Origin of the sequence: Parapedobacter deserti, assembly GCF_042646065.1 — a bacterium.
In the GTDB taxonomy this organism is placed as follows: Bacteria; Bacteroidota; Bacteroidia; order Sphingobacteriales; family Sphingobacteriaceae; genus Parapedobacter; species Parapedobacter deserti.
In genome coordinates, this window is the sequence record NZ_JBHRTA010000030.1 from 224610 (window position 1) to 250864 (window position 26255).

General features: G+C 50.2%; 25 protein-coding genes. 16 read left to right on the forward strand and 9 right to left on the reverse strand.

Going from position 1 to position 26255, the window contains the following annotated elements:
- Positions 1-58 precede the first annotated feature (58 nt).
- From tgt to ACFOET_RS09750, 3 genes are read left to right on the forward strand one after another with little or no spacing between them, the layout of a single operon-like run.
- Entirely contained in the window at positions 59-1189 is a 1131-nt protein-coding gene (tgt, locus tag ACFOET_RS09740) for a tRNA guanosine(34) transglycosylase Tgt (protein WP_379022034.1), read from the forward strand.
- Between the two features lie 5 nt (positions 1190-1194).
- Positions 1195-2292, forward strand: coding sequence for an LptF/LptG family permease (locus ACFOET_RS09745; protein WP_379022439.1), 1098 nt, complete (start codon positions 1195-1197; stop codon positions 2290-2292).
- A gap of 19 nt (positions 2293-2311) precedes the next feature.
- Complete coding sequence (locus ACFOET_RS09750; protein WP_379022036.1) at positions 2312-3220, forward strand: DMT family transporter; 909 nt, start codon at positions 2312-2314, stop codon at positions 3218-3220.
- Here the strand turns inward: ACFOET_RS09750 and ACFOET_RS09755 are convergent.
- Complete coding sequence (locus tag ACFOET_RS09755; protein ID WP_379022038.1) at positions 3217-4686, reverse strand: glutamate synthase subunit beta; 1470 nt, start codon at positions 4684-4686, stop codon at positions 3217-3219. The two genes, ACFOET_RS09750 and ACFOET_RS09755, sit on opposite strands and share 4 nt — an antisense overlap.
- A gap of 59 nt (positions 4687-4745) precedes the next feature.
- On the reverse strand, positions 4746-9260 hold the full coding sequence (gene gltB / locus ACFOET_RS09760) for a glutamate synthase large subunit (RefSeq protein WP_379022040.1): 4515 nt from the start codon (positions 9258-9260) through the stop codon (positions 4746-4748).
- Positions 9261-9483: 223 nt separating this feature from the next.
- On the opposite strand from gltB, the gene ACFOET_RS09765 reads away from it, so the two are divergent.
- The 6 genes from ACFOET_RS09765 to ACFOET_RS09790 all read left to right on the forward strand — a co-directional run bounded on the left by ACFOET_RS09765 (position 9484) and on the right by ACFOET_RS09790 (position 15303).
- Positions 9484-10581, forward strand: a complete 1098-nt coding sequence (locus ACFOET_RS09765) for a mandelate racemase/muconate lactonizing enzyme family protein (protein ID WP_379022042.1) — start codon at positions 9484-9486, stop codon at positions 10579-10581.
- Between the two features lie 63 nt (positions 10582-10644).
- Entirely contained in the window at positions 10645-11625 is a 981-nt protein-coding gene (locus ACFOET_RS09770) for a deoxyhypusine synthase family protein (RefSeq protein ID WP_379022044.1), read from the forward strand.
- Between the two features lie 61 nt (positions 11626-11686).
- A complete protein-coding gene (locus ACFOET_RS09775) occupies positions 11687-12160 on the forward strand; it encodes a hypothetical protein (protein WP_379022046.1) in 474 nt (157 codons plus the stop codon).
- Positions 12157-12741 (forward strand): non-canonical purine NTP diphosphatase, encoded by a 585-nt coding sequence (locus ACFOET_RS09780; protein WP_379022048.1) that lies wholly within the window; start codon positions 12157-12159, stop codon positions 12739-12741. Before ACFOET_RS09775 ends, ACFOET_RS09780 begins: the two co-directional genes overlap by 4 nt.
- 176 nt (positions 12742-12917) lie before the next feature.
- A complete protein-coding gene (locus tag ACFOET_RS09785) occupies positions 12918-14654 on the forward strand; it encodes a GMC family oxidoreductase (protein WP_379022050.1) in 1737 nt (578 codons plus the stop codon).
- Positions 14655-14667: 13 nt separating this feature from the next.
- Positions 14668-15303, forward strand: a complete 636-nt coding sequence (locus tag ACFOET_RS09790) for a gluconate 2-dehydrogenase subunit 3 family protein (RefSeq protein ID WP_379022052.1) — start codon at positions 14668-14670, stop codon at positions 15301-15303.
- On the opposite strand, the gene ACFOET_RS09795 is transcribed toward ACFOET_RS09790, so the two are convergent.
- On the reverse strand, positions 15300-15644 hold the full coding sequence (locus tag ACFOET_RS09795; protein WP_379022054.1) for a four-helix bundle copper-binding protein: 345 nt from the start codon (positions 15642-15644) through the stop codon (positions 15300-15302). The genes ACFOET_RS09790 and ACFOET_RS09795 overlap by 4 nt on opposite strands.
- Before the next feature lie 87 nt (positions 15645-15731).
- Positions 15732-16250, reverse strand: coding sequence for a hypothetical protein (locus ACFOET_RS09800; protein ID WP_379022056.1), 519 nt, complete (start codon positions 16248-16250; stop codon positions 15732-15734).
- Between the two features lie 89 nt (positions 16251-16339).
- Here ACFOET_RS09800 and ACFOET_RS09805 point away from each other — a divergent pair, with 89 nt between their 5' ends.
- The 4 genes from ACFOET_RS09805 to ACFOET_RS09820 all read left to right on the forward strand — a co-directional run bounded on the left by ACFOET_RS09805 (position 16340) and on the right by ACFOET_RS09820 (position 20901).
- The gene (locus tag ACFOET_RS09805) at positions 16340-17584 is read left to right on the forward strand and encodes a Tm-1-like ATP-binding domain-containing protein (RefSeq protein WP_379022058.1); all 1245 of its coding nucleotides are present in this window, start codon (positions 16340-16342) and stop codon (positions 17582-17584) included.
- A gap of 64 nt (positions 17585-17648) precedes the next feature.
- Positions 17649-18509: a phosphoenolpyruvate hydrolase family protein gene (locus tag ACFOET_RS09810; protein ID WP_379022060.1), complete on the forward strand. Its 861-nt coding sequence runs from the start codon at positions 17649-17651 to the stop codon at positions 18507-18509.
- 150 nt (positions 18510-18659) lie between these two features.
- Positions 18660-19403: an ImuA family protein gene (locus ACFOET_RS09815; protein WP_379022062.1), complete on the forward strand. Its 744-nt coding sequence runs from the start codon at positions 18660-18662 to the stop codon at positions 19401-19403.
- 1 nt (position 19404) lies between these two features.
- Positions 19405-20901, forward strand: a complete 1497-nt coding sequence (locus ACFOET_RS09820; protein ID WP_379022064.1) for a Y-family DNA polymerase — start codon at positions 19405-19407, stop codon at positions 20899-20901.
- Between the two features lie 69 nt (positions 20902-20970).
- On the opposite strand, the gene ACFOET_RS09825 is transcribed toward ACFOET_RS09820, so the two are convergent.
- The 5 genes from ACFOET_RS09825 to ACFOET_RS09845 all read right to left on the reverse strand — a co-directional run bounded on the left by ACFOET_RS09825 (position 20971) and on the right by ACFOET_RS09845 (position 24161).
- Positions 20971-22002 carry an ATP-binding protein gene (locus ACFOET_RS09825; RefSeq protein ID WP_379022066.1) on the reverse strand — a complete coding sequence of 344 codons (1032 nt, stop codon included), beginning with the start codon at positions 22000-22002 and terminating at the stop codon, positions 20971-20973.
- A 17-nt stretch (positions 22003-22019) separates the two neighbouring features.
- Positions 22020-22361 carry a hypothetical protein gene (locus tag ACFOET_RS09830; protein ID WP_379022068.1) on the reverse strand — a complete coding sequence of 114 codons (342 nt, stop codon included), beginning with the start codon at positions 22359-22361 and terminating at the stop codon, positions 22020-22022.
- Between the two features lie 16 nt (positions 22362-22377).
- The gene (locus tag ACFOET_RS09835; RefSeq protein ID WP_379022070.1) at positions 22378-22776 is read right to left on the reverse strand and encodes a response regulator; all 399 of its coding nucleotides are present in this window, start codon (positions 22774-22776) and stop codon (positions 22378-22380) included.
- Positions 22777-23001: 225 nt separating this feature from the next.
- A complete protein-coding gene (locus ACFOET_RS09840) occupies positions 23002-23943 on the reverse strand; it encodes an SMP-30/gluconolactonase/LRE family protein (RefSeq protein WP_379022072.1) in 942 nt (313 codons plus the stop codon).
- Between the two features lie 65 nt (positions 23944-24008).
- Positions 24009-24161, reverse strand: a complete 153-nt coding sequence (locus ACFOET_RS09845; RefSeq protein ID WP_379022074.1) for a hypothetical protein — start codon at positions 24159-24161, stop codon at positions 24009-24011.
- A 156-nt stretch (positions 24162-24317) separates the two neighbouring features.
- Here ACFOET_RS09845 and ACFOET_RS09850 point away from each other — a divergent pair, with 156 nt between their 5' ends.
- The 3 genes from ACFOET_RS09850 (at position 24318) to ACFOET_RS09860 (ending at position 26157) form a co-directional block, all read left to right on the forward strand.
- Positions 24318-24782, forward strand: a complete 465-nt coding sequence (locus tag ACFOET_RS09850; RefSeq protein ID WP_379022076.1) for a VOC family protein — start codon at positions 24318-24320, stop codon at positions 24780-24782.
- Positions 24783-24851: 69 nt separating this feature from the next.
- Entirely contained in the window at positions 24852-25253 is a 402-nt protein-coding gene (locus ACFOET_RS09855) for a VOC family protein (protein WP_379022078.1), read from the forward strand.
- 58 nt (positions 25254-25311) lie between these two features.
- On the forward strand, positions 25312-26157 hold the full coding sequence (locus ACFOET_RS09860; RefSeq protein WP_379022080.1) for a fumarylacetoacetate hydrolase family protein: 846 nt from the start codon (positions 25312-25314) through the stop codon (positions 26155-26157).
- Positions 26158-26255: the final 98 nt, after the last annotated feature.

The following is a 26255-nucleotide window of genomic DNA, read 5'->3' on the forward strand; positions in this document are numbered from 1 at the left end:
ATAGATGAGCGATCTATAACTTGCATATCAGTGGCAAGTTATCTAAGTTTGCACCACAATGAAATTTACCCTTCAGGCAACAGACGAACAGTCCAAGGCGCGTGCCGGCGTCATGGAGACTGCGCATGGTACGATAGAAACCCCAATCTTCATGCCTGTGGGAACGGCGGGGACGGTAAAGGCCGTGCATCAGCATGAGTTGGCCGACGATATCAAGGCGCAGATCATTTTGGGCAATACTTATCACCTGTATTTGCGGCCGGGGCTTGACGTCTTGCAACGTGTTGGTGGGCTCCACCGGTTCAACGGGTGGGATAAACCGATATTGACCGATAGCGGCGGTTATCAGGTGTATTCGCTTACCGAGGTGCGCAAGATCAAAGAGGAAGGTGTGACATTCCGTTCGCATATCGATGGTTCCAAGCACCTCTTCACGCCTGAGAATGTGATGGATACCCAGCGCATTATCGGCGCCGATATTGTCATGGCATTTGATGAATGCACTCCCTATCCCTGTGACTACCGATATGCAAAGCAATCGCTGGATATGACTCATCGCTGGCTTAAGCGCTGCTGCGACCGCTTTGATAACACAGAGCCGCTATACGGTTTTGAACAGACCCTTTTCCCGATTGTTCAGGGATCTGTATACCGCGACTTGAGAGAGCGATCTGCCGAAACTGTCGCTTCCTTCGGACGCGAAGGCAATGCCATTGGCGGATTGTCGGTGGGTGAGCCAGCGGATGAGATGTATGCCATGACCGAAGTCGTTTGCGAAATACTCCCGCCCGAAAAACCACGTTATTTAATGGGAGTGGGCACGCCGGTTAACATTTTGGAGAACATCGCGCTGGGCATAGACATGTTTGACTGTGTGATGCCTACGCGAAATGCGCGGAACGGTATGCTTTTTACCTGGCAGGGCATCATTAACATAAAGAATAAAAAGTGGGAAGCAGATTTTGCTCCAATAGATGCCGACAGTGACCTCTTGGTAGACAGGGTATATAGCAAAGCTTATCTGCGGCACCTAATCCGTTCCCGAGAAATTCTCGGCGCGCAGATTGCGTCGTTGCACAACTTGCATTTTTACATAAGGCTGGTGAAAGAAGCGCGGGCCCGCATCATGGCAGGGGATTTTCTAGAATGGAAAAACCGTATGGTAAAGCAACTGGATGAAAGGTTATGAGCATGATGGCGTGGTTGAGGTCGTCTTTTAATATCATTGATCGGTATATCATCAAAAAGTACCTGAGTACGTTTGTGTTTACCATGGGTATTTTTACCGTCGTGGCGGTAGTCTTTGATGTGTCTGAGCGGTTGGATGATTTTATGAAGCATAAAGCCCCGCTATCCAAGATCATTTTTGAGTATTACGCTGGGTTTGTTCCGTTTTATCTCAACATGCTGTCGCCACTCATTAACTTCATCGCGGTGATCTTCTTCACCGCGAAGATGGCAGACCAAACCGAGATTGTGCCGATATTGAGCGGTGGAATGAGTTTCAACCGGTTTATCAGGCCATACATGATAGCGGCCACGGTTATCTTCGCACTCAATTTTGCTTTCAGCGTATACATCATTCCCCGTACCAACAAGCTGAAAGTAGGGTTTGAGCGCGTCTATGTGAAGCCGGTGGAAAATAATACGAAAAGCTCCACACATATGCAAATTGATAGCGACAGCTATGTTTATATCGACAATTTCGATAATAACCGGAAAGTGGGCTATAATTTCGTGTTAGAAAAATTTGACGGCGGCCGTATGACCGAAAAACTGATGGCCGACCGGATTACATGGGACTCAGTGAAAAACAATTGGCGCATCGAAAATTATACCATCCGGGTCATCGATTCGCTGAATGAGGAAATGATCAAGGGCACGAGCATGGACACGCTGTTGGATATGACGCCCCGCGACTTTGAGGTGTATGATAACATTTTCACTTCGATGAATATGACCGAATTGAACGATCGGATCGAAAAGGAAAAGATCAGGGGTACAGGTATGATGACCGACCTGCTGTTGGAGAAATACAAGCGTTTTGTCACGCCGCTGGCGGCTTATGTGCTGACCTTGATGGGTGTTGCGCTATCATCGAAAAAGGTGCGCGGCGGTATTGGCTTGAGCTTGGGGATCGGAATCGGATTGAGCTTCACTTATATTGTGTTCATTCAGTTTGCTACCATGTTTTCACTGAAAGGCGGTCTGCCGCCGCTTATCGCGGTATTTGTCCCGAATGTGATTTTCGGACTACTTGCCCTTTATTTGTTACGTAAGGCTCCAAAATAGCAACACCGCATTTAGGTATATGGGAAATTTTGTGATCAACCGCAACCTGCTCATTCTCCACCTCACCGTCATTGTCTGGGGCTTTACCGGAATATTAGGCAATTTGATTTCAATGTCGGCAATCCACTTGGTGTGGTATCGCGTGCTGATCGCTTTCGCGTCTTTGGCAGTGTATTTCTGGATTCGGCAGCAGTCGTTTGCTGTTAGCAGGCAGGAGTTTATCCGGTTTTTCCTTACCGGTGGCGTTGTGGGGTTGCATTGGGTATTTTTTTTCGGTTCCATCAAGGCGTCTACCGTGTCCGTTGCCTTGGTCTGCCTATCTTCAGCTACATTGTTCACGGCGTTGATAGAGCCTTTGTTTTATCGACGGCGCATTTCAACAATGGAAGTGCTCGTCGGTCTGCTCATCATTGTTGGTATTTGCTTGATCTTCAGATTTGAAAGCCGGTACGTCCACGGTATCGTCCTCGGGTTATTGGCAGCGCTGTCGGCCGCTTTGTTTGCTACCATCAACTCCAAGCTGGTTAAGGCAAGTGGCGCCACGGTCATCAGTTTCTATGAAATGCTTGGAGCATGGGTCTGGATTTCCGGGTTTATGTTAGTCACAGAAGGTTCCGTTAGGGCAATGGGGGCCACGATGACCGATTGGCTATACCTCTTGCTGTTGGGAACTGTATGCACCTCAGGAGCCTATGTAGCCGCCGTTTCGGTGATGAAGGAAATCAGCGCGTTCCGTGTAGCTTTGGCCAGTAATATGGAGCCTATATACGGTATTGTGCTCGCCTGGCTGTTTTTCGGGCAGCGCGAAAAAATGAGCGCCGGCTTTTACGCCGGCGCAATCATCATTTTAGGGGCTGTTTTCGTTTACCCTATTATTCGGCTTCAGTTAAACAAAAGGAGAAATTACAAGCGGGGGCTGACCGGCTAAGAAGCATAGTCAAACACCGCATCTTTGCTTTCCAGTTCCGAATATCCCATCAGATACTCATCCACTTTTCGTGCGCATTCGCGCCCTTCGGAAATGGCCCACACAACTAGCGATTGGCCACGTCGCATATCCCCGGCGACGAAAACCCGATCAGCCGAGGTTTGAAACTGCCCTTCTTCGGCTTTTACGTTCCCTCGCTCGTCCAGCGCTATGCCCAGTTGCTGCAAAAGTCCGTCGTGTTGTGGGTGCAGGAAACCCATGGCCAGCAAGGCCAGTTCGCAGGGGATTTCACGTTCGGATTCCGATAGTTCCACAAACTTCAGGGGGCGACCCAGTTGATCGCGCTCCCATTCCAAGTCTACGACGCGGGCTGCTATGAGATTACCGTTGCCGTCGCCGATAAATGCTTTGGTGCTGATGCTCCAAAAGCGCTCACAGCCTTCCTCATGAGAAGTAGTAGTTTTGAGCAGCATGGGATAAGTTGGCCAAGGCATGGTATCCGTGCGCGCTTGCGGGGGCTTCGGCATCAGCTCAAATTGAGTGACCGATTTTGCTCCGTGGCGATTGGATGTGCCCACACAGTCCGACCCGGTATCGCCACCGCCAATGACCAGCACATTTTTGCCGGTGGCCATGATTTCGTCTACTGCAAGCGGAGAGTTGCCCACCCGCTGGTTTTGCTGCTTCAGGAATTCCATAGCAAAATGTACGCCTTTAAGCTCTCTTCCCGGAATGTTGAGGTCGCGTGGAACCGTAGACCCTCCGGCTAACACCACAGCATCGTAGGCAAGAAGTTCGCTGACGGGCACGTTGTTGCCCACTTCGGCATTGCAGCGAAACACGACGCCATCTTCCTCCATCAGCTTTATCCGCCGTTCTATCACCCACTTTTCCAGCTTGAAATCAGGGATGCCGTAGCGTAAAAGCCCGCCCGGTTTGTCGTCCCGCTCATACACGGTCACCTCGTGCCCCACTTTGATCAGCTGCGCGGCTGCGGCCAGCCCCGCCGGTCCACTACCCACCACGGCCACACGTTTGCCGGTCTTGAGGTGGGTAGGGCGTGCTTTCACAAACTCGCGCTTGAACGCGATTTCGATGATGTGCTTTTCTATTTCCTCGATGGCAACTGGAGGCCGGTTGATGCCTAATACGCAGGCTGACTCGCAGGGGGCCGGGCATATCCGTCCGGTAAATTCGGGAAAATTATTGGTGGATACCAGTATCCGGTATGCCTCTTCCCACTTACCGTCATAAACCGCGTCGTTGAATTCCGGTATCACATTGCCCAATGGGCAACCCGAATGGCAGAACGGTATGCCACAATTCATGCACCGGGCTGCCTGTTTGTTCAGCTCTTCGTCGCTATAAGGCTCTACAAACTCGTTGTACGTTTTTTTTCGGTTTGCAACGGTTTCCTTCTGCGGAAGAACCCTGTCAAACTCCTTAAATCCGGTTGGTTTTCCCATCTTCTCTTATTCTTTTGTCGTGAGTCAGTTAGTCTAATTCTTTAATTACGCTCCATTCATCAAGCTTCCACTAATTTTGACCGCAGTACGTTTTTGTATTCCCTTGGAAATACCTTGATGAAACTGGTTTTTTCGATTTTCCAGTTTTGGAGTATGTCGGCAGCGCGTTTGCTTCTGGTAAGGTGAATGTGCTTTTTGAGCAGGGCTATTATGGTTGTTTCGTCTTCGGCTTCCAAAGGGTCGAGGTCTACCATCTCCATATTGCAGTTGTCCCTGAATGTGCCTTCAAGATCATACACCCATGCAATTCCACCGCTCATTCCGGCGGCAAAATTGCGGCCAGTAGCGCCCAAGATCAGCGCGCGGCCGCCGGTCATGTATTCACAGCCGTGGTCACCCACGCCTTCCACCACCGCCGTGGCCCCGGAGTTGCGCACAGCAAAGCGTTCGCCCGCTTGTCCGCAGACAAAGAGGTGGCCTGCGGTGGCCCCGTAAAGGGCAACGTTTCCGATGATAATGTTCTCATGGGCTACCCTCGGACTGTTTTGTGGCGGGTATATCGCCAGCTGTGCGCCCGAAAGTCCCTTGCCTACGTAGTCATTGGCCTCGCCTTCAAGCTCAAAGGACAGGCCTTTGGCCGCAAAAGCACCGAAGCTCTGGCCGGCCGATCCGGCAAACTTATAATTGATCGTATTGTCCGGAAGGCCTTCAGCACCGTATATCTTGGATACTTCGTTAGATAGCAGGGTGCCGATGGTGCGGTCGGTATTCTTTACGTTGAATGTGCCGAACACCGGAGTTTTACCTTCCAGCGCCTTGCGCGCCTGCGTCACTAACCCCCAATCCAATATCATGTCCAACCCATGGTCCTGCTGCTCTGTTTGGTACAGCGTGTCACCCGTGCGACTGTGTGCCACATGGAGTATGCCGGATAGATCAAGCTTGTTAATCTTCCAGTGGTCTATGTTTTCGCGTTTTTTCAGGAATTGTGCGCGGCCTACCATTTCATTGATGGTACGGAAGCCCAGTTCCGCCATAATTTCGCGCAGCTCCTCCGCCAGGAACCTGAAAAGGTTTACAATATCTTCCGGTTTTCCGGTAAACAATTTGCGCAGTTCGGGATCCTGTGTGGCTACCCCTACCGGGCAGGTGTTTAGGTGGCATTTCCGCATCATGATGCATCCTCCAGCCACAAGAGCAGCGGTGGCTACTCCCCACTCCTCGGCACCGAGAAGCGTAGCAACAGCGAGGTCCCTGCCGGTTTTAAGTTGCCCATCGGTCTGGAGCACCACACGGCTGCGAAGGCCGTTTTTTACGAGTGTTTGGTGGGATTCAGCCAAGCCCAATTCCCATGGCAGTCCGGCATGTTTGATTGAACTGATGGGTGAGGCACCCGTTCCACCGTCGTACCCGGCGATGAGGATAACATCAGCATGGGCTTTGGCTACACCGGCCGCTATTGTACCCACTCCCGCTTTGGAAACAAGCTTCACATTAATACGGGCATCCCGATTGGCATTTTTCAGGTCGAATATCAGCTGAGCCAAATCCTCTATAGAATAAATATCGTGATGGGGAGGCGGGGAAATTAACCCCACACCCGGCGTGGAGTGCCTTACTTTGGCTATCCATTCATCGACCTTGTGTCCGGGAAGCTGCCCACCTTCGCCCGGTTTGGCGCCCTGAGCCATTTTGATTTGGATCTCATCGGCCTGTGTCAGGTAGTTGGAGGTGACACCGAACCGGCCGGAAGCCACCTGCTTTATGGCCGACCGCATCGAATCGCCGTTAGGCAGCGGTTTATAACGAATTTCATCCTCGCCACCCTCGCCTGTGTTGCTCTTGCCGCCGATACGATTCATCGCAATGGCCAACGTGCTGTGTGCTTCGTGCGAAATGGAACCGAATGACATGGCGCCTGTGGCGAAGCGTTTCATGATGTTTTCGGCCGGCTCCACCTCCTCAATGTTAATAGAAGTTCTGTGCCTTGCAAAATCCAGAAGGCCCCGCAAAGTAAACATGCGCTCCTTTTGGCTGTTAACCAATGCCGCATACTTTTTATACGTTTGATAGTCTCCCGTACGACAGGCTTGCTGTAGTAAGTGTACCGTCTGTGGGTTGAACAAGTGCGCTTCGCCACGGCGTTTCCATTGGTAGATGCCGCCTTCGGGCAGGAGGTCCTTCGCATTGCGCGAGCTGCTGAACCCCCTGTTGTGCTTGTTCAGCACTTCGCGAGCAATATCATCCAGGTCGAGACCGCCGATGCGTGATACCGCCCCGCAGAAATAGTTATCCACCACACTCTTGTTGATGCCGAGCACTTCGAAAATCTGTGCACCATGGTACGATTGCAACGTGGAAATGCCCATTTTCGAGAAAATTTTGAGTAAGCCGCCGCACACCGCCTTCACGTAGTTCTTAGCCAATTGCGGCCAGGTGAGTTGCGTATCCAGGACGTTCTGCTCTTTGAGCGTGCGGATGGTAGCCAATGCCATGTAGGGGTTAATGGCCGTGGCGCCAAAGGCCAACAGGCATGCAAAATGGTGCACTTCCCAAACATCACCGGCTTCTACCACCAAGCCCACGGCGCCGCGGTGTCCCGTCTTAATGAGGTGGTGGTGCACGGCAGATACAGCCAGCAGCGACGGTATGGCAGCATGCTGCGAATCGATAGCCCGGTCGGAGAGGATAATTACTTCAAAGCCGTCACGCACAGCATCCTCGGCATAACGGCAGAGGCGTTGCAGTCCGTCCTCAAGTGCGCCGGGCTTGCCGTTGGCGTTGAAATAGCATTGCAGCGTTTTGGCCTGAAAAATACCCGTATCTATACTGCGCAGCTTTTCGAGCTCTCGGCTGGTCAATATCGGGTGTTCCAATGCGACGCAATGGCAGTGCATTTTGTCTTCGCCGAGTATATTCCCCGCGTTGCCGATAAAAGTAGCGAGGCTCATCACCAAGCGTTCCCGTATGGGATCGATGGGCGGATTGGTTACCTGCGCGAAGAACTGTTTGAAGTAAGCGGAAAGGTGCTGTGGGTGGTTGGATAGCACAGCCAGGGGCACATCGGTACCCATAGAGCCTATCGGCTCCTTGCCGTCCAGTGCCATCGGAGTAATGATGCCCTCCACGTCTTCCCGCGAGTAGCCGAATATTTGCTGGTATTTAAAGACTGATTCTTTTGAAAGGTAGGTGAAAGTAACCCGCGGATCGGCCAGTTCTTCCATCCGGATTTTGAATTGGTGCAACCAGTCGCCATAGCGCTGCCGGTTGGAAAGCCCACCCTTCACTTGTTCGTCTGACAGGATTTCGCCTTTTTCCATATCGATGAGCAATATCTTGCCCGGCTGTTGGCGCCCCTTTTTAATGATAATACTTTCATCGATTGGCAGTGCCCCCGCTTCGGAAGCAACGATGACCCGGTCGTCTGAAGTGATTGCGAAGCGCAGTGGGCGCAGGCCGTTCCGATCGAGCATGGCCCCGATGGTTGTCCCGTCGGTGAAACAGAGTGCCGCAGGGCCATCCCATGGTTCCATCAGTGTAGCATGGTACTCATAAAATGCTTTCTTGAGCGGATTCATCTGGGAGTTTCCATCCCAAGCTTCCGGCACCATCATGAGCATCACGTGTGCGATGCTTCGTCCGCTGTGTAGCAACAATTCAGCAACGTTATCTAGACAGGCCGAGTCTGACTGGTGACCGTCTACCACTGGCAGAAGAATCTGCATTTCCTCTTCAGTGAAATAAGGGGACGATAACGACCGAAGACCGGCATAAAACCAGTTGAGGTTTCCGGTGAGTGTGTTGATTTCCCCGTTGTGTGCCAGCATACGGAATGGCTGAGCCAATTGCCACGATGGGAACGTATTGGTAGAAAAACGTGAATGCACCAAGCCGAAAGCCGAAACCACGCGCTGATCCAAAAGATCAGTAAAATAAGTAGCTACCTGATAGGTCGTCAGCTGGCCTTTATAAACGATGACTTTGCATGACAAAGATGCGATATACAACTCCTCAGTAAGGTCGTTATGCTCCCGCGTACGTTTGGAGATGAGCCGCCTAAGTACGAAGAGCTTCCGCTCAAAATCCGCCGTATTGGTCACCCCTGCCGGGCGGGAGACAAAAAATTGCACAATTTCCGGCTCTACGCTAAGGGCAGTACTGCCGATATCTGCGGGGTTCACAGGTACACGCCTGAAACCAAGAAATTTCATTCCCCTGTCTTCCGCTGCCTTTTGGATGATCTGCCGGCAGATGTGATTTGCCGTTTCTTCTTTGGGTAGAAAAGCCATGCCGGTGCCGTAATACCCAGGTTCGCTCAGCTGAATGCCTAGTGCTATGCACTCTTCCCATAAGAATTCGTGCGGCAGTTGTATCATAATGCCCGCTCCGTCTCCACTTTCCGGGTCACAGCCACATGCACCACGATGCTCCATATTTTCCAGCATGGTCAGCGCATCCCTCACTTGTGCATGGGTTTTGTTTCCCTTCAGGTTCGCTATAAATCCAACTCCACATGCATCGCGCTCAAAATCAGATCGGTATAGCCCATCCTGTTGTTTCAATATATCAGTCATTCTATTTAGTTAGCTATATTTATTTGCTAAATTAGTAATTAATTTGGGGATATTTAAAATTATTTTCAAATATTTATTTCATTTGTTGATAATTACCTATTATTTATAACGATTTTTGATAAAATGGCAAATTTGAACTTACGACGATCATCTTTGGTCGGTCTTCCCGTTAAAACATTAACTTCGAACCGGTGAATAATACCATAAGTAAAATTAAAAAAAAATGAAGATAACCCACACGGAAATCTATCGGTTCAGTATTCCAATGGAACCCTTTGTAATCGCTACTGGGACGATGGAATATGCACAGAACATTTTTATTAGAATACATACCGACACCGGTATTTCTGGCGTGGGCGAATGTTCTGCGTTTCCAATGATTGTTGGCGAGACGCAGGAAACCTGTCTGGTGCTTGCGCGTGAGTTTGCGTATTTATGGAAGGGAAAGGATCCGCTGGCTATTGACGACCGTCTGGCAGAACTCGATGCGTTTATTGCGCGAAACACCACGGTCAAAAGTGCTTTCGACATTGCGCTGTACGATCTTGCCGCTAAGCATGCCGGCGTCCCGTTATATCAGTACCTTGGCGGTGCCATACGCGATATCGTCACCGATATCACGGTCGGAATAGGTAGTCCCGAGGAGATGGCAGCCAAAGCGCTTGCATTCAAGAACCAAGGGGCAGAGGTGCTTAAGGTGAAGCTGGGTAAAACACCAACAGCAGATATAGCCCGCATACAAGCCATCCGCGATGCCATTGGATACCGCATTCCTATACGCATAGATGCCAACCAAGGATGGAGCTACGAGGCGGCCGTGGAGGCTTTGCAAGGCCTACAGGAATTGGATATCCAGTTTTGCGAGCAGCCCATGCGCAGCTATGACGACGGCCTGCTGCCGCGGCTCCGGAAAGAGACCACCATACCACTCATGGCCGACGAAAGTTGCTACGACCACCGGGATGCTATTCGGCTGGCCGAACAAGGAGGGAGCGATTACTTCAATATCAAATTTTCTAAATCCGGTGGTATCGCCGAAGCCCTCCGCATCGAGCAAGCTGCGGCGCAATACGGTATCCCGTGCATGATCGGCGGTATGCTCGAAAGCCGGTTGGCGCTTTCGGCCAAGGTGCACTTTGCCTACGCTGCGCCTAATGTGTTTTTTTTCGATATGGACACGTGTATGCTAGGACACCTGGAAGACCCCATTACGGGCGGTGTCCAATTCAATGGTTACCGCATCTCGTTACCTGAACTGCCCGGTATCGGTGCCGACGTCGACGACGTGTTCTTGCAACAATGTGAGCGATGGGAGGTGTAGCCAGCTTCCACATGTCGTAGTGAATCCATACCTTTGTAAGCACGAAACCAAGTACAACAAGAAATGAGCAAAGCAAGAGGCCCCATATCCCAGTTTATCGAGAAGAACTATTTACATTTCAACGCTGCGGCGTTGGTGGACGCGGCCAAAGGCTATGAAGCCCACCTGGATGCCGGAGGCAAGATGATGATCACCTTGGCGGGCGCAATGAGTACCGCCGAATTAGGCATCTCACTTGCTGAGATGATCCGTCAGGATAAAGTAGCCATCATCAGCTGCACGGGAGCCAACCTTGAAGAGGACATCATGAACCTGGTGGCGCACTCGCATTACAAACGCGTGCCAAACTACCGCGACCTCAGCCCACAGGACGAATGGGAACTGCTGGAAAATCACTACAACCGCGTTACAGACACTTGCATCCCCGAAGAAGAGGCTTTCCGGCGCCTCCAGCAGCACATACACAAAATTTGGGAAGACGCGGAAGAGGCCGGCGAGCGTTATTTCCCGCATGAATACATGTATAAGATGCTCAATAGCGGAGTGTTGCAGCAATATTACGAGATCGACCCGAAAAACTCCTGGATGCTGGCCGCTGCCGAAAAGAATCTTCCTATGGTGGTGCCCGGTTGGGAAGACAGCACCATGGGAAATATTTTTGCATCATACGTCATTAAGGGGCAGCTAAAGGCCTCAACGATGAAGAGCGGTGTCGAATACATGGCTTACTTGGCAGATTGGTACGTTAAAAATTCCGATGGGAAAGGTGTCGGCTTTTTCCAGATCGGTGGGGGTATTGCAGGTGACTTCCCCATCTGTGTGGTACCCATGCTTTATCAGGATATGGAAATGGAGAACATCCCGTTCTGGAGCTATTTCTGCCAAATTTCAGACTCAACCACATCGTATGGTTCTTATTCAGGTGCCGTACCCAATGAGAAAATTACCTGGGGCAAACTGGGCATTGACACGCCAAAATATATCATCGAATCAGACGCCACCATTGTGGCGCCGTTGGTCTTCGCATGGGTGTTGGAGCAGTGAGCTGAAGGTTATGCCGCAATCGAACATAAACACTGTTGACCCCATAGCGCTTTGCCATCTGATGACGGAGACAATCTTCGGTATGGAAGGGAGAAAGGGTGATGTAGCAGCTGAACAGCTATCGCAGGCCATGCCTACGGCCAAGCCGGCAGCGTCTTTCTCGTTTTACGGCCAAAATAGGCGTAACTACCTGTTCCTGACGCGGGAAACACAGTACGAATGGATGTCGGTGAATGCCATGGATGCTTTTCTCAAAACATTGGCTGCACTGAAGCTTACTTCGGACGATATCGCCTTGTTAAATGTGGGGAGGCTCAGTGTATTTCCGCAAGAAGATGACCTGTTCTCGTTTTTTAAACCGAAAACGGTGGTTTCCCTCGGCGTCGCCCTGCCATGGACGGAGTTGAATAATGCCGCGCCTGTCATGGATTGCAAGGGCGTCCGGTTATTCCGCACGTATACGTTTGATGAAATGCTGGCCGATGCGGATAAAAAGCGGCAATTTTGGACAACAGCAAAGACTATACTGGTATGACTCAATTGGTATTTGCAACCAACAATGCGCACAAGCTGGAAGAAGTGCAGGCGATGGTTGGCGATAATATCCATCTGCTCACACTTGCCGAAATCGGTTGTACGGACGATATTCCGGAAACGGGTAATACCTTTGAAGCGAACGCTTCGCAGAAGAGTGCTTACTTGAAAAACCGGTACAAGTATGATTGCTTTGCCGATGACTCTGGCTTGGAAGTGGAAGCACTCAATAACGAACCGGGCGTGTATTCCGCACGCTATTCCGGTACGAGGGATATGGAAAAGAATATTGATTTGCTGCTTAGCCGGCTGGACGAACATACCAATCGGAAGGCTAGATTCCGCACAGTTATTTCCCTGCGGCTGAAGGGTAAGGAATACTTTTTTGAAGGGTCTATCGAAGGGACGATCGGTTTCGGACGAAAGGGCACGGGTGGCTTCGGTTACGATCCGTTGTTTACACCCAACGGTTACACCCAAACGTTTGCCGAGATGTCCGCAGCGGAAAAAAATGCCATTAGCCACCGTGCCATCGCTGTCAAGAAGCTTGCGGATTTTTTGAAAAGGTACCAGGCCGGGTAGGATAGCCTTACGTTTGCCAGGATAATTTTGCGCCTTGTATTTTTTTGCATAATCGTTTTAGCTATTTCCTGGTGATTGTTATTCAGAAAATTTTATATTTGGCCAGTGATATGCCAGTTACTTTCGCGGCTGGCGGTTATCACGGCTAAATGATGACAAGTTATAAACCATAAGTAATGATTTCCTATCAAATTAAAGCAAATCCAACGGTCTACGACGCAATTGTTGTCGGTTCGGGGGCCGGGGGAGGGATGGCGGGATATGTGCTGGCCAACGCGGGACTAAGGGTGCTGATGCTGGAGGCCGGTCCTTTTTTTGATCCTGCCAAAGACGCAATGCAATTACGATGGCCGTGGGAATCCCCTCGTCGGGGTGCCGGTACCGTGCGTCCATTCGGTGATTTTGACGCAGCCTATGGAGGTTGGGAGCTTGATGGAGAGCCTTATACGCGTGCCGCGGGCACATCCTTTGAATGGTTCCGGGCGCGGATGCTGGGCGGGCGGACAAACCACTGGGGGCGCATTTCGCTGCGCATGGGCCCTGATGATTTCAAGCCGAAAGACGGTGTCACAGAAGCGTGGCCGATTACCTATGACGAGGTAAAGCCTTATTATGACCGTATTGACCGGATGATCGGGATCTACGGTACGGTTGAAGGATTGCCCAATGAGCCGGATGGCATCTTCCTGAAACCGCCTAAGCCGCGACTGAATGAACTGTATATCAAACGGGGTGCACGGAAAGCCGGTGTACCCGTGATCGCAGGCCGAGGATCTGTGCTTACTGAAGCGCTGCCTGGTGTGGAAGACCGTGGAACATGTTTCTACTGTGGGCAGTGCGGTAGAGCATGCCGTGTTTATGCAGACTTTTCATCGTCTTCTTGCCTGGTAATGCCGGCCATGAAAACGGGTAATCTGACGGTCATTGACAACGCCATGGTGCGTGAGGTGCTTACCGATGACGAGGGCCTGGCTACAGGGGTTTCATATGTTGATACACAGGATCTACAAGAACATACGGTAAGGGGAAAACTGATCGTGTTAGGTGCAAGTGCGTGTGAGAGTGCGCGACTGCTCCTTAACTCGAAGTCTGCGGTCCATCCCGGCGGACTTACCAATAGCAGTGGATTGGTGGGCCGTTATCTGCACGATTCCACGGGCGCCAGCGCGGGCGGCTTCCTGCCGCAGTTGCTGGATAGGCCGCGGTATAATGAGGATGGCGTAGGTAGTGTGCACATTTATTCACCCTGGTGGCTCGACAACAGTAAACTCAGCTTCCCCCGGGGCTACCATATCGAGTATGGCGGCGGTCTGCATATGCCCTCATACGGTTTTCTGGACTGGGTAGCTCACGTGAACAACCTGGTGCCGGCCAAAGATGGCCATCAACGTGAGCAGGGCGGCTATGGCATATCGTTGAAAGAAGACTACCGCCGTTTCTATGGAGCAAGTGTTGGAATGGCCGGCCGCGGCACGGCGCTTGCCCGCTATGACAATTACTGTGAAATCGATCCCATAGCGGTAGACAAGTATGGTATCCCGGTAATGCGTTTTCATTATAAGTGGGCCAACGAGGAGGTGGAGCAAGCCCGGCATATGCAAGAGACATTCAAGGAAATCCTCCACGAGATGGGAGCCGTCGCGGCTTCGCCGATGCCGGGCCCCGAGACCCTGTACGGACTGGAGGCTCCTGGCAAAATCATTCACGAAGGGGGGACAACGCGCATGGGCGACGATCCGAAGAAGTCGGTACTGAACCGCTGGTGCCAGTCACATGACTGCCGCAACCTGTTTGTGGTGGATGCTGGGCCGTTTGTGCAGCAGGGCGACAAAAATCTTACGTGGACCATTCTCGCACTGTCAATGCGAGCGGCGGAATACATGCTAAAGCAGAGAAACAAACTGAATATATGAAAAGGATAGCCCTATGAACAGAAGAGAATCGTTAAAAGCCCTCGGGCTTGCGGCGGCAGGTGGAGCGCTATTGCTGGAATCGTGTGGGCCGGATAATGTTAAAACTTCAAAGCAAACGGACGCGGAGGTGGACAACAAGCTGCCCGGCGTTACCGACGTAGAACACCGCCGTAACCAACAACTTGCGGCAGATCAGTTTTTTACACCCCACGAACTGGCTACCATAGCGGCGCTGGCCGATATTATTATACCCGCTGACGGGGTTTCTGGCAGCGCCACCGATGCCGGTGTGCCGGATTTCATAGAGTTTATGGCGAAGGACATTCCGGTATACCAGACGCCGATGCGGGGAGGATTGAAATGGCTGGATTTACAGAGCCAACGACGATACGGTGGTGTATTTACCGCATGCAACAAGGAGCAGCAGCTCGAATTGGTGGATGATGTCGCCTATCCGGCCAAGTCCAAGCCTGAGATGAAGCAAGGTGTAGCGTTCTTCAGCTTAATGCGTAACCTCACCGCGTCCGGATTTTTCACCAGTGAGATCGGAGTCAAAGATATCGGATACGTAGGCAACCGCCCGGGAGTATGGGATGGTGTCCCGGAAAATGTACTCAAAGCCCACGGGTTTGCAGATGGATGGGGCTAAGCCGCCATCTTTCTGCAAACAGCCGCACATTGCCGACACGCCGCTGCACACGCTGCGCAGTGTTCGTGATCGTGTTTTTCACATTCCTCCGCACAGTCGTCACAGATTTTGGCGCACAGACCGCATATTTCGGTCACGTATCCTTCATGGCCAGTCGTACTGGATTTCGCCATGAAGGAAGCGGCCGTTCGACAGATTTCTGCACAGAACCGGTCCAAATGTATACAGGCTGCCATCGCTTTTACATGATCTTCCCGCAAGCAGGATGTCGCACAATGGTCGCATGCATCTGCACATTGATAACACAGTGCTATGCATTCCCTGAATTTCTCTTCTACCATGATTTACTGAATTTGTAGGGTTAAAAGCATATACTTACCTATGCTAACAGCCACCGTGACCATTTGTTTATTACGATGTCATTCCGCTCAGAAAAGCAATGGAAGGTCCAGCAGGGAGATGTTATTTCCTATTCGGTTGATTTGAATCCGCATGAATGTCTGCCCGCTGCTTTCCACGCGACCTAAAGTGAATTCATACCGTTTTTCTCCTTCAAAAGACCAGCGGTATCCCTGCCATTTGTTGTCGAACCTATCGTTAATAATCACTTTTTTTACGCCAACATAATTTAACTCGGCTTCACCGATGATGACAACGTTTTGTTTAAGGTTTATTTGAACCTTATCCAGCATATTTGTCGGTAAGGAGTGGCCATCGTAAGTATGAAACCATATATGCTGGCCATCACTGCCTATTGAAAAGCTCAATCTGCCGAAAGCTCGCATCCCGTATGAGCCTTTTATATCCAGAATAACCGCTAGAATATCACCTTCGGGAAGCATGGCTGCGATGTCCTGCTGTATCCAGTCAGTCGGCTGCCTGTCTGTTTTGGCAAAGGCACAGATGGCTATACAAAGCAAGATACCATATAAAATTGGTTGTTTCATTGCGTGTGTGTCTGGTTTCCAAAGCGCAAGGCAAAACTAACCAGTATCCATAAATATCTGTAACTTTAGCGTCAAAATCAAAAGAAGTAATGACTTACACCCCGAAGTCCATTGTTCTCTTGGGATGCTTTGACACCAAAGCAGCAGATTTTGCATTTCTGCGCGAGTGTATTTTAGCCCACGGTGAGACCGTGATTACGATCAACACAGGTATATACACCGGTACAGCAGTAGGTTTCCCAGTTGATTTCGATGCCAATGAGGTGGCCTTGGCTGGTGGGCATACGCTCAGTAGTTTAAGGGAACGTGCAGACCGTGGGCACGCTGTCGATGTGATGGGGCGCGGCGCGGCTGGTATCCTTACCCGGTTGTGTGAGGCTGGCAAGCTGAAGGCAGTCATTGGCATGGGGGGCGGAGGAGGTACTTACATGGCGATTGCAGCGATGCAGGCGGTGCCGCTGGGCATCCCCAAAATTTGCCTTAGCACGGTAGCTTCCAAAGACCTTTCCCGGCAGATCGGCAGCAAGGACATCACAATGATGCCATCGGTTGTCGATGTGGCGGGATTGAACAGCATCAGCCGGATGTTAATCCGGCAGGCTGCGGCTGCCATATGTGGCATGGCCAATGCGGGGGCAACTGCAGAGGAAGCAGCCCAAGCCCCGGCAGGCCGCATTGCTGTCACCATGTTTGGTAATACCACCGCCTGTGTAACAGCGTGTGCCGATTTGCTCAAATGCAGAGGTTACGAAGTGTTTGTTTTCCACGCTAATGGAGTGGGTGGGCAAACCATGGAGTCGTTGATCCGCGAAGGATGTTTTGACGGCGTGTTGGATCTGACCACTACTGAATTAGCTGATGAGCTTTGCGGCGGCATATGTAGCGCGGGGCCGCACCGACTTGAGGCCGCGGCGGAATGCGGCATTCCCCAAGTGGTCGCCCCAGGATGCTTAGATATGGTAAATTTTGCACACCCGGACACGGTTCCTGAACGATACCGTCATCGATTATTGTACAGCTGGGCACCCGACGTAACGCTGATGCGTACCGATGAGGCAGAAAATCGTCAATTGGGAAAACTGCTCACCCGCAAGCTGAGCGTTTCCCAAGCGCCTGTGGCTATTTTGCTGCCTATGAACGGGGTGTCCCAGATCGATGCGGATGGCGGTTTTTTTTTCCGTCCGCAGGTCAATCAGCTGTTGTTCCAAACAATAAAAGAGACCGCAACCGGGCCGGTCGAAGTTAGTGAAATCACAGCGCATATCAACGACAGCATCTTTGCTCGCCATGCCGTAGCCGTGTTGCAGCGCTTAATGGGACACCAGCATGACTGAAAGACAATTTGCGTATGTTGCCAAACTTGCCGACCTTCGCATGGCAAACAACAACGATTGACATATGCCAAATCCATGGACAGGGGTGGGCAATCCCTACACCAAGCAGGAAGTGAGGGAACGCCTGCAGCAGACATTAGCAGAAAACAAAGCCATCATTGCCGCCGGAGCAGGTACAGGTATCAGCGCTAAATTTATTGAGCGGGGCGGTGCTGACCTGATCATTATCTACAACTCTGGGCGTTTCCGCATGGCCGGACATGGCTCTACCGCAGGGATGATGGCGTACGGAGATGCCAACGCGGAAGCGCTGGAAATCGGTGAATTTGAAGTGCTGCCGGTGGTAAAGGAGGTTCCCGTAATATGCGGTGTGCATGGCTCCGATCCACGGCGCCGGATGTGGCACCACCTGCTGAAGGTAAAAGACATGGGTTTTTCGGGCGTAAACAATTTCCCTACCCATTCCATTGTAGATGGGCACTTCCGCCAGGTGCTGGAAGAAACCGGAATGGGTTTTGCAAAGGAAGTGGAAATGATTCGCCTTGCCACCAAAATGGATTTGTTTTCCATTGTTTATGTTGCCACAGCGGAGGAAGCCAAGCAAATGGCTGATGCCGGTGCGGATGCAATCATTTCCCATGTGGGCACTACAGTAGGCGGATCCATCGGTGTGGTTAATGCTACCCGAAGCATGGATTTTGCCATTACCCGGACGCAGGAAATAATTGAAGCGGGCCGGTCTGTTAATCCCGATGTTTTTTTTCTTGCTCATGGAGGCCCAGTCAATACGCCAGAAGATGTACGGCAGATGCTCGATCAGACCGACGTCCAAGGATTTGTAGGCGCTTCTTCACTTGAACGCATGGGCGTTGAGGAGTCGCTGACGGAATTGACCCGTTCCTTTAAGGCTTTGACCTTGAAATAGGGAAAGCCAGCTGGTGTCCGGCTTGTACACCTACAGCACGGCCGATCCCGGTGAAGATGACGGTTAAAAACAGGTATCTTAATACATTTTCCATAAAATTATAAATTCTAAAAATATTAGCATTAAATTTGTTGTCCAATCTCTGAAGATATGGCAACAATGTTGGAAAACAAAAGTGCGGTAGTGAATCGGTTGAAGCAGGATATCCTGCGTTTGCAGGGCTTTGCACCATCGGAAAATCCTACAGGCAAAATCGGGCTGGGGCCTATAGAAAGCGTGTTTCCAAATGGCGTCTTTCCGGCCTGGGGTATTCATGAGTTCATCAGCACAAGTCCCGAACAGGAAGCCGCAGCCAGTGGTTTCATCGGGGGGATACTGGCCCGCCTGATGGAAGGCGGCAAGGTTTGCTTGTGGATTAGCAACTCCAAAGTGTTATTTCCACCTGCCATCCGGGCCTTCGGTGTGGAACCGGACCGTATCGTTTTTGTAGACATGGCGCGGCAACGGGATGTCCTTTGGGCTATGGAGGAGGGGCTCAAGTGCCCGGGGCTTGCTGCGGTTGTTGCTGAGGTGCGTGAACTGGAGTTCGTGCAATCTCGGCGCTTGCAACTAGCGGTTGAAAAAAGCAGAATAATGGGGTTTGTACTGCGCAGCAATCCCCGCAAGATTGGAGCGACGGCTAGCGTTGCCCGCTGGCAGATCAGGCATCTAGCAAGTGCGCTGGAAGAGGGATTGCCGGGTGTGGGATTTCCGCGGTGGGAAGTTGAGCTTATGAAGGTGCGCAATGGTCATCCGGGATACTGGAAGATAGAATGGTCATCCGGGAATTTCATACCCGTTGATCTGCCAATGCAACCCGGTGTTCTATCGCTATATGACAGGAAATCGGGGTGACATGAAAAAAAGGTTTGCTTCTCTGTGGTTTCGACACCTTACGGCAGATCGGTTGGCGCTTCAACAACCCGAACTGCACGGCGTACCGTTTGTGCTGGCAGCGCCCATGCATGGACGCATGGTCATCACGGCGGTAAACACTTTGGCCGAGGAGCAGGGTGTAGCCCCTGGAATGGTTGTTGCTGATGCAAAGGCCTTTCTGCCCACCTTGAAAGTTATAGAAGATCAACCTCAACTGGCGGGAAAGCTGCTCAGAGCGATCGGTTTTTGGTGTATACGTTATACCCCTTGCGTGGCGGTAGACCCACCCGATGGCCTGATCTTGGATATCAGTGGCTGTGCCCACTTGTGGGGTGGCGAGCGGGCGTATTTGAAAGAGGTCGTTACTCACCTGAGGCGGAGAGGATACGACACGCAGATGGCTATTGCAGGCACCATTGGCACTGCTTGGGCAGTAGCCCGTTTCGGCAAGGCAACTCCCATAGTGGAAACGGGGAATGAAAGAGAGGCGCTGATGCACCTTCCACCTTCCGCGCTGCGGCTTGGGCCGGAAACCGTAGAACGGCTGTATAAGTTGGGATTGAACACCGTGGGCGGTTTCATTGGGATGCCACATGCCGCATTGCGGAAGCGCTTTGGTGAGCACCTACTGTCAAAGTTACGGCAGGCACTGGGAGAGGAAGAGGAACACTTATCTCCCCTGCGGCCTGTGCCCCCATATGAAGAACGGCAGCCCAGCTTAGAACCCATTCGGACAGCGACAGGTATTGAGGTTGCTATAGGTAAGCTGCTGGAAGCGCTCTGTAAACGGATGGCCGGAGAAGGAAAAGGCCTGCGTAAAGCGATCCTGACCTGCTATCGTGTGGATGGAAAAATCGTCAAAGTGGCTATTGGTACCGGTAGGCCAACCGCCAACACGTCACACCTTCTCCGGTTGTTCGGGTTGAAGGTGCCAGAGATCGAACCTGCACTGGGCATCGAATTGTTTGTATTGAAAGCCTGTAAGGTGGAGGATGTGGATACCATGCAAGAAACTTTATGGAAGAAAGCAGAAGGGTTGGGAAATACAGCATTGGTTGAACTGCTGGACCGACTGGAAAGCAGAGAGGGTACCTGTAACATCCGCCGCTACCTTCCTGATGAGCATTACTGGCCTGAGCGATCCATTAAGATCGCCTCGTCCATCGGGGAAAAGGCCACGGCCTCTTGGCCCGAATGCCGACCGCGCCCTATACGGTTGCTTGACAAGCCGGAGCCGCTGGAGGTAACGGCTCCAATACCGGATTATCCACCCATGCTATTCCGCTACAAGGGTGAGACGCATGTGATCAGGAAGGCCGACGGGCCTGAACGCATCGAGCGTGAGTGGTGGTTGGAACCTGGCGACCACAGAGACTATTACCAGGTGGAAGATGACGAAGGGCAACGGTATTGGCTGTTCAGGTCGGGACATTACAGCGATCGCAACCAATGGTATATTCATGGTTTTTTTGCTTGATCAAAAAGGTGCCGCATTGCCGAGAGGAGAGATTAGGGCGGTACTGTGGAAGGGATGCCCAGAGCCTGTTTAGTTCGCGGAGGTTGATCGGTTATAAGCAGGTAACGAAACAATGAAACTGGTCCCCGATTGTCCGTCGCTCTCCATATGAATGGTGCCGCCATGCGACTCAATGATTGTTTTGGTGAGATACAACCCCAGCCCGGTTGTAGGCTCCCCAACGGTTCCGGCGCGTTTTGCTTGCGTAAATTTATCAAATATCTTTTCCCGCATGGCTTCGGGGATGCCAATGCCTGTATCCTGTATAATGAGTACCACCCGGTCGTTTACCTCTTCCTTGGTAGAAAGGCTAATCATTCCGCCTGGATGGGTAAACTTGATGCTATTCCAAAGGATGTTATTGATCGCACGCTTCAACTTTAGACGGTCGGCCTTGATGGTCTTTGTGCAGTGCAGCTGTTTCGACAAGATGAGGGCTTTGTCTTCCAATTTGTCTGATAGCGAAACGGCACATTCGTTTACTAGATCATCCAGATCTTCGTCTTGAAGTGTCAGCATTTCACTTTGGGATTGTTCTGTAGTGAGGATATCTTGGATGAGTACCTCTGCGTAATCGCAGGACTCGCTTAACTTATCAATAAGATGTTGGTGTTTGTGTAACGCCGGGTCGGCTTTCAATATGGTTCCCAGCATACTTATAGCAGCTATAGGGCTGCGTAAATCATGCGCTGCTGCCAATAAGGCCGTCCGTTGTTTTTCCTGAATGGCGTGAAGGTGTGAAAGGATATCTGCCTGTTTAATTATTCCGCAAAAGCGCTCATAGCATGTAACGGGAAGTACGTTATTCCCGGTTGTTTTCATGAGGGTCAACACGTTACTTATTAATTCGGTGCAGGTTACGACTGGCCTATCTGGCAAACAATCGATGACCAATTGATGTGGTTTCATTGCCAGGTCTGCCGCCGTAATTATTCCGATCGGTGAGTTTCCATCCAGAATGACCACTGCATCCGTTGTACGCAACAACGCTTTTGCAGCGCCCGTTCCGGCATATGCATCGAGCGTCAGGTATTGCTTGGTAACCAATGTCTTTATATTCATAACAGGTGTACCTGCGGTCAACCGTTAATATTGTTCATCGAAATACGTACCTTCATATCAACCTGTATTAATTCCCCTTCACCAACGTAATCAAAGACATGCTGTTTTAATAACATTATCACGTTTTCGACCGGGATTTTAGTGAGGAGACGTTTGTTTATAAAAACAGCTTCAATATGCTCATGTCCTACATCTGTACTCACCGCCTCAAAGACGCCGGGTATAAGCAAGTCCAACGATTTTCCAAGTCCGTACTTTCCCTGGGCCGCATTTTTCGCAAGGATTAGCACGTCGTGGAACAGTGGCAGCTTAAGCTCCTCAAAACTGATGTCAATTCCATATGTTTTGCCCGTATTCAATCGGATTGTTCTGTTTTTAAATGAGTACGACTAATGGATCCTGTTCCATTAACTTGAGCAATTTTTCCCTCGTCAATGGTTTTTTATTAAAAGCGATGACTTGGGCGTACGATTTCGATTTTACCTCGTCTGCAATTTCCTCCGATGAAGTGTTTATGATAACCCAGATATTTTTATAGTAAGGTTCGTTGCACAGAAAATCCAGAACGTCCCAACCATCCATTTCCGGCATATTGATATCGAGCAGGACCAATATCTTTTTGCCTAAGACTGCCTCCTGTTCAATAGATTTAAGCGCACTTAACCCGTCGTGACAAACAGTCGGATCGTCCAATGGCCATATTGATTTTACCAGTGCCTTCTGTATTTTGCCCAGCATGATATCATCGTCTACGATAAATATACTCAAATTCATATATACCTTTTGGTATTAGCGGGCTAACGTGCATTGGCAGACCCGTTCCATAAGTGGTGGCAAAGGTATGAACGAGTGTGTATTATACAATGATAAACTAATTGATAATCAGATATTGTAGCGGATTTCCGACAACAGTAACTTATTAGGTATTATTTGCCATATCCTGCCGGACGGCAAAGTTGAGTGGAAGGGAGGTTCAGGTTGATAGCACGGGTTGGACTTTTATTTTCTCAGTTTAATTCGCAATACATATTGATGGTTTGTTATATACGCTGTTTTTTCGTCGGCCGATAATGCCACGTTGGAAGCTGCTTCGTCCAATTTTATTTTCCCCAGCACGTGTCCATCCGCGTTGAAAATCCATATTCCTCCGGGCCCGCTAGCGAACACAGTTCCGTTTTTATCGATTTTCAATCCGTCAGGCAGGCCTTTTAGCCTTTCCCGTTCGTTAGTGGCGCTGTAAAACAAGGACCGGGATGCGGTATGTTCGCCGATAGATAATACGTACCAATTGGCCGCCTTAGCGTCTGAACAAGCAACCAGTAATTTTTTTTCGCCGGGAAAAAATGCGATCCCGTTTGGTCTGGTTATGCTGCCTTCCAGCAAGACGACGTCTCCACCAGGGGTAATCTTATATACTCCGTTAAAACCGATTTCTTTTGCCGGATCATCGTCATTTTGTGCTGGTAGGCCGTAAGGAGGGTCGGTAAAGAACAGGTCTCCCATGCTGTTGTACACCGCATCATTCGGGCTGCTGAAACGCTTGCCGTTGTAGTGGGTTGCCAGTGCAACAAATCTTGCTTCTGGTTTATCCAATGGAGCGTCCATTCTGGCCAGTTGGCGGTTGCCATGTTGGCAGAGGACAAGGTGGCCGTTGCTGTCCAGCAATAACCCATTGCTGCCAGGTTCTCTACTCTGGCTGGGTTCAAGTCCGGTATAACCGCTTGGTCGCAGGTAAATTTCCGTGCCATTTTCTTCTGTCCACTTATAGATTGTATTTGCGGGAACGTCCGAAAACAACAACATTTGTTCACTTTCCACCCACAGGGGCCCCTCACTCCATTTAAAGCCTTCAGCGATGATTTCGGCTGTTGCACCCGTATCGATAATGGCATCCAACGCCGGGTCTAAGCGCTCGATGCTGCCGGTTGTTTTGTACTTCATTTGCCTTGGTTGTGCTTGGGTACACGCAATAGTAATTGCTAGAACGAATGGGATCGATATTAGTTTCATGCCTCAAATTTTGTGATGTTACTATCGATTTCCATCTGTTTTGTTACGAAAGCAACGCTAAAAGGTATACCTTTTGCTTGGTTCTCATCAGTGACGGACGGGATAGACTTTTGCCCTTTGAAGTTGAGTGCTTTGAATAGTTCGTTCATCTTCCATTAGTTTATAGCGTAAAATTACAAAATAAACGGGCAAGGCGGTAAAAGGTTTTCGGTAGTAACCGCGAGGACTGCCGATGAGCTGGAGTATGCCTATCCAGAAACAAACGCTATATTGCATATAAAAGTGAATTTGCATAAATTTGATGGATGAAACGAAAGATAGCACGCTATTTACTGGGTAGTATATGTCTCATTGGCACTACTATGAAAGCCAATTCGCAAGAGAAGAAAGCGCTGTTTAACCATGTCGCGCTATCTGTTTATGATCTGGAGAAAAGCGCATCCTTTTATCAGGACGTGTTGCAGCTCGATACAATTCCCGAGCCTTTTAAAATAGGCAAACATAAGTGGTTTGAAATCGCTCCGGGGTTGTCGTTGCATTTGATTAGGGATGCTGCCGAAATCAGGGAACACAACAGGAGTACCCACCTGTGCTTTAGCGTGGTCTCCATCGATGATTTCATTGCACGGCTTAAGAAATTTGGTGTTGATTACTACAACGTGCAGCATGAACTTGGCAAAGTAGGTACCCGTGTAGATGGTGTAAAACAGCTCTACATTAAAGACCCTGATGGATATTGGATAGAGGTAAACGACGAACGGCGTTACTGATTCGCTAATCGCGTGTTAGTTTATGAAGCGAGCCGTGCGATATATTTAAACATATCATTATACGTATTCATGAAAACAACATTTGGCCGTGTTATTATCCTGGTTGAAGACTACGATGCTGCCTTTGATTTTTACCATAGCAACTTCTTTTGCGAGAAATTATTTGACGCTGAAGTTTCAAGCAATAAGCGTTTTATGCATATCCGTTTTAGTGCAGATGACAATGTTGGAATATGGTTTCTGCAAGCGGAGGGTAAGGATCAGAAGGCTTTGTTGGGAAAACAAACAGGAGGACAGCCTACCGTGGTCATTTATACGGACGACTGCCGTAAGTTATATGAACACATAAAAGCAAATGGCGTAGAAATTATTGAGCCGATAGCAAGCAGCGATGGCAGTACTTACTTCCATTGTGCCGATCTTTACGGCAACAGGATAACCGTGGTAGAACTTGGCATGACCGGAAAATAGTTTGTAGCCAAGTAAATGCAACTTTAGCATACTGCTTACTTGAGAGCAAAAAAAATATATGAAACTATACAAAACCACACAGGGGCCCCTGCTTCATGCGTCAGATGGATACTACGCCGCTGGTCAGGATTGGGACGAACTTGTCAATCGGGATGACTTGTATCGATATCTCAATGAAATACTCAGTTCAGCGCAATTAATTCAGGAGTCAGCGGCACGGGCGTGGATTGACAACGGACTATTACCGCCCATCGGTAATCAAGAAGTGTGGGCCGCCGGGGTGACTTATTTCAGAAGTATGGAAGCACGGATGGAAGAGGCTAAGGATTCGGGCGGAGCGGACCTGTACGACAAGGTCTATCACGCTGAGCGACCGGAGCTGTTCTTCAAGGCGTTGCCACATCGGGTATCCGGGCACGGGCAACCGGTTAGTATACGTCAGGATTCGGTATGGGACGTACCCGAGCCGGAATTGACGCTTTTCATTAATTCGCGGGGTAGCATCGAGGGCTATACAGTGGGGAACGACATGAGTTCACGGAGCATCGAGGGCGAGAATGCCCTGTACTTGCCACAAGCTAAGGTATATGACCGGAGTGCCGCATTGGGGCCATGCCTTTATGTCCCTGAATCACGAATAGACCCGGAGACTGTAATCGAAATGGACATCATACGGAATGAACAGTTGATGTATTGCGATTCCGTTAAAATCAATCGCATAAAACGCTCATTGGACGAATTGGTCGGTTACCTTTATCGGGAATGCCGATTCGACTACGGTAGCTTCCTGATGACCGGTACGTGTTTGGTGCCACCAAATGAATTCACGTTGCAGGTGGGAGACCGCGTAGACATTACGATCGGTCCCATCGGTACTTTGAGCAACACGATTGCCTATAACTGAGTTAACCAAGCCGTTGCGGTAAAAGGCCGTAGTTTGCTAGCTATGTAGTTTATCAGCAAGGAAGCTTTCTTTGCCTTCCGGCGAAGATAAAAAACAGG

What these genes read in the sequence shown, in the direction of transcription:
- ACFOET_RS09820 (WP_379022064.1), top strand. Translation starts at nt 19,405, where the DNA reads ATGAAAAAAAGGTTTGCTTCTCTGTGGTTTCGACACCTTACGGCAGAT.
- ACFOET_RS09745 (WP_379022439.1), top strand. Translation starts at nt 1,195, where the DNA reads ATGGCGTGGTTGAGGTCGTCTTTTAATATCATTGATCGGTATATCATC.
- ACFOET_RS09845 (WP_379022074.1), bottom strand. Translation starts at nt 24,161, where the DNA reads ATGAACGAACTATTCAAAGCACTCAACTTCAAAGGGCAAAAGTCTATC.
- ACFOET_RS09780 (WP_379022048.1), top strand. Translation starts at nt 12,157, where the DNA reads ATGACTCAATTGGTATTTGCAACCAACAATGCGCACAAGCTGGAAGAA.
- ACFOET_RS09810 (WP_379022060.1), top strand. Translation starts at nt 17,649, where the DNA reads ATGCCAAATCCATGGACAGGGGTGGGCAATCCCTACACCAAGCAGGAA.
- ACFOET_RS09835 (WP_379022070.1), bottom strand. Translation starts at nt 22,776, where the DNA reads ATGAATTTGAGTATATTTATCGTAGACGATGATATCATGCTGGGCAAA.
- ACFOET_RS09800 (WP_379022056.1), bottom strand. Translation starts at nt 16,250, where the DNA reads ATGAAACAACCAATTTTATATGGTATCTTGCTTTGTATAGCCATCTGT.
- ACFOET_RS09770 (WP_379022044.1), top strand. Translation starts at nt 10,645, where the DNA reads ATGAGCAAAGCAAGAGGCCCCATATCCCAGTTTATCGAGAAGAACTAT.
- ACFOET_RS09805 (WP_379022058.1), top strand. Translation starts at nt 16,340, where the DNA reads ATGACTTACACCCCGAAGTCCATTGTTCTCTTGGGATGCTTTGACACC.
- gltB (WP_379022040.1), bottom strand. Translation starts at nt 9,260, where the DNA reads ATGACTGATATATTGAAACAACAGGATGGGCTATACCGATCTGATTTT.
- ACFOET_RS09750 (WP_379022036.1), top strand. Translation starts at nt 2,312, where the DNA reads ATGGGAAATTTTGTGATCAACCGCAACCTGCTCATTCTCCACCTCACC.
- ACFOET_RS09825 (WP_379022066.1), bottom strand. Translation starts at nt 22,002, where the DNA reads ATGAATATAAAGACATTGGTTACCAAGCAATACCTGACGCTCGATGCA.
- ACFOET_RS09850 (WP_379022076.1), top strand. Translation starts at nt 24,318, where the DNA reads ATGAAACGAAAGATAGCACGCTATTTACTGGGTAGTATATGTCTCATT.
- ACFOET_RS09755 (WP_379022038.1), bottom strand. Translation starts at nt 4,686, where the DNA reads ATGGGAAAACCAACCGGATTTAAGGAGTTTGACAGGGTTCTTCCGCAG.
- ACFOET_RS09785 (WP_379022050.1), top strand. Translation starts at nt 12,918, where the DNA reads ATGATTTCCTATCAAATTAAAGCAAATCCAACGGTCTACGACGCAATT.
- ACFOET_RS09795 (WP_379022054.1), bottom strand. Translation starts at nt 15,644, where the DNA reads ATGGTAGAAGAGAAATTCAGGGAATGCATAGCACTGTGTTATCAATGT.
- tgt (WP_379022034.1), top strand. Translation starts at nt 59, where the DNA reads ATGAAATTTACCCTTCAGGCAACAGACGAACAGTCCAAGGCGCGTGCC.
- ACFOET_RS09855 (WP_379022078.1), top strand. Translation starts at nt 24,852, where the DNA reads ATGAAAACAACATTTGGCCGTGTTATTATCCTGGTTGAAGACTACGAT.
- ACFOET_RS09765 (WP_379022042.1), top strand. Translation starts at nt 9,484, where the DNA reads ATGAAGATAACCCACACGGAAATCTATCGGTTCAGTATTCCAATGGAA.
- ACFOET_RS09790 (WP_379022052.1), top strand. Translation starts at nt 14,668, where the DNA reads ATGAACAGAAGAGAATCGTTAAAAGCCCTCGGGCTTGCGGCGGCAGGT.
- ACFOET_RS09815 (WP_379022062.1), top strand. Translation starts at nt 18,660, where the DNA reads ATGGCAACAATGTTGGAAAACAAAAGTGCGGTAGTGAATCGGTTGAAG.
- ACFOET_RS09840 (WP_379022072.1), bottom strand. Translation starts at nt 23,943, where the DNA reads ATGAAGTACAAAACAACCGGCAGCATCGAGCGCTTAGACCCGGCGTTG.
- ACFOET_RS09860 (WP_379022080.1), top strand. Translation starts at nt 25,312, where the DNA reads ATGAAACTATACAAAACCACACAGGGGCCCCTGCTTCATGCGTCAGAT.
- ACFOET_RS09775 (WP_379022046.1), top strand. Translation starts at nt 11,687, where the DNA reads ATGACGGAGACAATCTTCGGTATGGAAGGGAGAAAGGGTGATGTAGCA.